The organism is Streptomyces fuscigenes, from assembly GCF_021556455.1.
Lineage (GTDB): Bacteria > Actinomycetota > Actinomycetes > Streptomycetales > Streptomycetaceae > Streptomyces > Streptomyces fuscigenes.
Genome location: NZ_JAKGCV010000469.1, coordinates 1 through 4,159, shown reverse-complemented (window position 1 = coordinate 4,159; position 4,159 = coordinate 1). Strand labels below are relative to the sequence as shown.

Here is a 4,159-nt window from a genome sequence, read left to right as displayed (position 1 = left end):
GCCCGGATGTGGGCGGCGGCCGGCGGCTCGTGGGGCACGGCCGGGGCCGTGATGCCGTGGCGCCGCGCGAGCGCGCTCACGGCCTCCGAGCACACGAGGCCGTGCAGCCCGGCGTCGGGACCGGCGGCCGCCGTCGCCGCGCCGCCCGGCACCGGCAGGTAGCTGATCTCCCCGGCGCCGCCGGACACCCCCTTGCGCAGCCTGCCGCCGATCACGACGGCCGCGCCCACGCCGAGCCCGAGCCAGAGCAGGGCGAAGTCGTCGCGTCCTCGGGCCGCGCCGATGCGCTGCTCGGCGAGGGCGGCGAGGTTCGTCTCGTTCTCCACCAGTACGGCCGCGGACAGCCGGGCGGGCAGGGCCGTCACGAGCCGCCGGTGCCAGGCCGGCAGCCCGGAGGTGTCGCGCAGTTCGCCGCTGGCCGGGTCGACGAGGCCCGGCGCGCCGACGCCGATGCTGTGCAGGCGGGTCGCGCCGGCCTCCTTGACGGTGTGCTCCAGCAGGGCGGCGGCCCGGTCCGCCGCCTCGTAGGGGTCCGTACGGTCGTCGATGGGGGCGGCGGCCTCGGCGAGCGTCCTGCCGAGCAGGTCGGCGACGACGACGAACACGCTGCCGGTCCTGATGTCGAGCGCGGCGAGGTGGGCGCGGTCGCCGACGATCCCGTACACCCGGGCGTTGGGCCCCCGGCGGTCCCCGCCGCTCTCGCCGACCACCCGGATCAGCCCGGAGTCCTGGAGCCGCTCGACGAGATCGGCCACCGTGGGGCGGGACAGCCCGGTGAGCGCCTTGAGCTGGGTCGCCGTCAACGGCCCCTGCCGCTGGAGGTGTTCGAGGGCGAGCCGGTCGTTGATGGCCCTGGCGGTACTCGGGGATGCGGGCATACCGCGGATCCTTCCAGATCGGCCGGGCGCCAAGAACGCGCTATTTATCAGGCAGGGTTCCTGATAGTTTACGACGCGGCGGCGTCCCTGCCGCGCACCCCGCGCGGCAGGCGGGTGGCGCGGCGGGGCGCCGCTGCCGGGCCACCTCCCCGCAGCCGCTCAGCACCGCCGGCAGAACCAGAGCACCAGCACCGCCAGCACCGCCAGCACCAGCACCAGCACCAGCACCACAGCCCACTCCTGCCGCAGCCCCGGCACGACATCCCCGAATCCCCCAATGCCCCGGCACACCCCCGGGTGGAGGACGACGCATGGCATCGCAAGCGCTCCCCGTCTCGGACGGCCAGGGTCCGCGCCGCGTACGGCGGGCCCGGGTCGCGCTGGCCGTGGTGTTCTGCGCGCACGGCGCGGTCACCGGCAGCTTCGCCACCCGGGTCCCGTGGATCCAGGACCACACCGGCATCGGCGCGGGCCAGCTCGGCCTCGCGCTCGCCTTCCCCGCCTTCGGTTCGCTGCTCGCCATGCCGCTGGCCGGGCGGATCGCGCACCGGCTGGGCGCCCGCGCGGCGCTGCGGATCCTGCTCGCGGCCTGGACGCTGTCGCTGGCGCTGCCCTCGTTGGCACCGAACCTTCCGGTCCTGTGCGCCGCGCTGTTCGTCTACGGCGCGTCCTCCGGCATGTCCGACGTCGTGATGAACGGCATCGGCGTCGAGACCGAGAACCGCCTCGGCAAGTCGATCATGTCGGGCCTGCACGGCATGTGGAGCGCCGGCGCCCTGCTCGGCTCCGCGGCCGGGGCCCTCGCCGCCGACATCGGCGCGGGCGCCCGGCTCCACCACGAACTGGCCGCCGCCGTACTGACGCTGACGGGGCTCGCCGCCTGCCGCTCGGTGCTGGACGTGCGCAGCGCGCCGGAGGCCGAGGCGCCCCCGCGCTTCACCCTGCCGCCCCGCTCCGCGCTGCTGATCGGCCTGGTCGGGTTCTGCGCGGTGTTCGGCGAGGGGGCCAGCCTCGACTGGTCCGCGGTCTACCTCCGGGACGTGCTCAGCACGTCGGCGGGGCTGGCCGCCGCCTCCACCACGGCCTTCTCGCTGACGATGGCGCTCACGCGCATCGCCGGGGACCGCCTGGTGGACCGGTTCGGTCCCGCGCGCACCGTCCGGGCCGGCGGCGTGTGCGCCACGGCGGGCGGTCTGCTGGTGGTCCTCGCGCCCGACCCGGCCGCGGCCCTGGCCGGATTCGCGCTGCTGGGCATCGGCGTGGCCGTCGTCGTGCCGCTGGCCTTCGCGGCCGCGGGGCGCAGCGGCCCCCACCCGAACCAGGCCATCGCCGGCGTCGCCACCATCACGTACACCTCGGGTCTCGTGGCACCGTCCGTGATCGGCGGTGTGGCCCACGCCAGCTCCCTGCAGGTGTCGTTCGGTCTGGTGACCCTGCTGGCGGCGGGGCTGCTCGCGGGCGCGGGCGTACTGCGCGGCGGACCGCGCCAGGCCGTGCCCGTACCGCTCGGCGGCCGGGGCACGGGTGCCCCGGACGGGCGGTCCGCTACGTCCGCGCGGGACCGGCGATCAGGTCGCTCAGCTCCCTGACGCGGTCCGACCAGCGTGCGGGCCGCAGGGTGTCCCGGTCCAGGCGGACCACCGTGCGGGTGCCGTGCGCGTGGGTGCGGGCACCGTCCGGGGAGCAGACGCGGTAGCCGGCCGTGGCCGAGGTCGCGCCGAGCCGCTCCATCCACAGGTGCACGGCGTAGGGGCCCGTGGTGGTGATCGGCGCCTCGAAGGTGATCGTGAACGCCTTGATCACGTTGAACGCGTCGCCCTGGGCGTTCCCGGCCTGCTGGGCGCCGTCCGTCACGCCGACGCCCTGCGCGTACCAGAACGCGGCCCATGCCCGCTCCACGAGTACGGCATAGCGCGCGTTGTGCAGCATCCCGAACGCGTCCAGCTCGTCGAAGTGGACGGACACCGGCAGCAGCACGCCGTAGGGGACGGACGGCCCGCCGGAACCGGGCGGGGTCGGCGCGGCACCGGTCATCTGCATTCCTTCCGCCATGCCCGGGCGCGCCATCCGTCCGCGCGGCCGGAGCGGGCACCGCGCACCGGCCGTCCGGCTCGGCGCGCACCCCGTGGCCCCAGTCTGCTCGCGCTCCGACCGATCCGCAGATTCGTTGCACGCTCAAACAGTTGATGCCCTACGGTGAGCAGTTCGATCTTCACTCGAAGGAGTCGCGCATGCCGATCAAGCTCGGTCTGTCCCTTCCGCAGATGAAACAGTTCAACCTCGCGCGGGACCTCGTGCCCGTGGCCAGGGCAGCGGAGGAGACGGGCTACGACAGCCTCTGGGTGTTCGAGCGCACCCTCTACCCGACGCCGATGACGCAGGGCCTCTACAACATCCCGGGTCTCGAGTGGCCCGACGCCTACCGCTCGGTCGCCGATCCCCTGGTCACGCTCGCGATGGCGGCCGCCGTCACGGAGCGGGTCCGACTCGGCAGCAGCGTGCTGGTCGCGCCCTACCACGTGCCGTTCCAACTGGCCCGCTGGTTCGCGACGCTGGATGTGGCGACCGACGGACGCGCGATAGCGGGTTTCGGCACCGGCTGGTCGACGGACGAGTACGCGGCGGGCTCGGTCGCGCCGATCGGCCGGCGCGGCGCCGTGCTCGACGAGACGCTGGACATCTTCGCGGCCGTGCACGGCCCGGACCCGGTCACCCACGAGGGCGCGCTGAGCACCATCGCGCCGTCCGAGGTCGGCCCGAAGCCGGCCCGGCCGGTGCCGGTCTACCTCGCCGCGTCCGGCGGCGCCGCGCTGCGCCGCCTCGTGGACCGAGCGGACGGCTGGCTGCCGGTGGGCATGTCCGCCGCACAGCTCACGGCGGCCTGGCAGGGGGTGCGCGAGCTGGCGGCCGAGCGCGGCCGGACCCGCCCGATCGACGTCTGCGTGCGCGCCAATGTCATCCGCACGCCGAAGCCGTTCGAGGGCGAGGGCCGCCAGCCCTTCCAGGGCAGCGTGAAGCAGATCGTCGAGGACGTCGTGGCGCACGCCGCCATCGACGGCATCGGCGAGATCCTCCTCGACCTGTGCCTGACCTCGCGCGACGCGCAGGAGCTGATCGACGTCTCCGGCGAGATCCACGCGGCGGTGCGCGCGGCCGGCGTCTGATCCGGACGCCGGGGCCCGGCCGTGCCGCCACGACGGCCGGCCCCCGGCACGACGCTGCGCAACTCCGCCGCGCCCACCATGCTCGGGGCCGGCTACAAGGTGAACGTCATCCCCGGC

General features: G+C 75.1%; 5 protein-coding genes. 2 read left to right on the top strand and 3 right to left on the bottom strand.

The features are described 5' to 3' along the window. Positions 1 to 878 (bottom strand): ROK family transcriptional regulator (locus tag L1885_RS24750; protein ID WP_235799394.1); only part of this gene is annotated, 878 nt, incomplete at its 3' end. Positions 879 to 1,037: 159 nt separating this feature from the next. Beyond that, positions 1,038 to 1,196, bottom strand: a complete 159-nt coding sequence (locus L1885_RS24745) for a hypothetical protein (RefSeq protein ID WP_235799393.1) — start codon at positions 1,194 to 1,196, stop codon at positions 1,038 to 1,040. Here L1885_RS24745 and L1885_RS24740 point away from each other — a divergent pair. After that, the gene (locus L1885_RS24740) at positions 1,190 to 2,467 is read left to right on the top strand and encodes an MFS transporter (RefSeq protein ID WP_235799392.1); all 1,278 of its coding nucleotides are present in this window, start codon (positions 1,190 to 1,192) and stop codon (positions 2,465 to 2,467) included. The two genes, L1885_RS24745 and L1885_RS24740, sit on opposite strands and share 7 nt — an antisense overlap. On the opposite strand, the gene L1885_RS24735 is transcribed toward L1885_RS24740, so the two are convergent. Beyond that, a complete protein-coding gene (locus L1885_RS24735; RefSeq protein WP_235799391.1) occupies positions 2,424 to 2,912 on the bottom strand; it encodes an acyl-CoA thioesterase in 489 nt (162 codons plus the stop codon). The two genes, L1885_RS24740 and L1885_RS24735, sit on opposite strands and share 44 nt — an antisense overlap. 197 nt (positions 2,913 to 3,109) lie before the next feature. Here L1885_RS24735 and L1885_RS24730 point away from each other — a divergent pair, with 197 nt between their 5' ends. Beyond that, on the top strand, positions 3,110 to 4,042 hold the full coding sequence (locus L1885_RS24730; RefSeq protein WP_235799390.1) for a TIGR03619 family F420-dependent LLM class oxidoreductase: 933 nt from the start codon (positions 3,110 to 3,112) through the stop codon (positions 4,040 to 4,042). Positions 4,043 to 4,159 lie beyond the last annotated feature (117 nt).

Coding starts and splice junctions, on each gene's coding strand:
- L1885_RS24740 (WP_235799392.1), top strand. CDS start 1,190: ATGGCATCGCAAGCGCTCCCCGTCTCGGACGGCCAGGGTCCGCGCCGC.
- L1885_RS24745 (WP_235799393.1), bottom strand. CDS start 1,196: ATGCCATGCGTCGTCCTCCACCCGGGGGTGTGCCGGGGCATTGGGGGA.
- L1885_RS24735 (WP_235799391.1), bottom strand. CDS start 2,912: ATGACCGGTGCCGCGCCGACCCCGCCCGGTTCCGGCGGGCCGTCCGTC.
- L1885_RS24730 (WP_235799390.1), top strand. CDS start 3,110: ATGCCGATCAAGCTCGGTCTGTCCCTTCCGCAGATGAAACAGTTCAAC.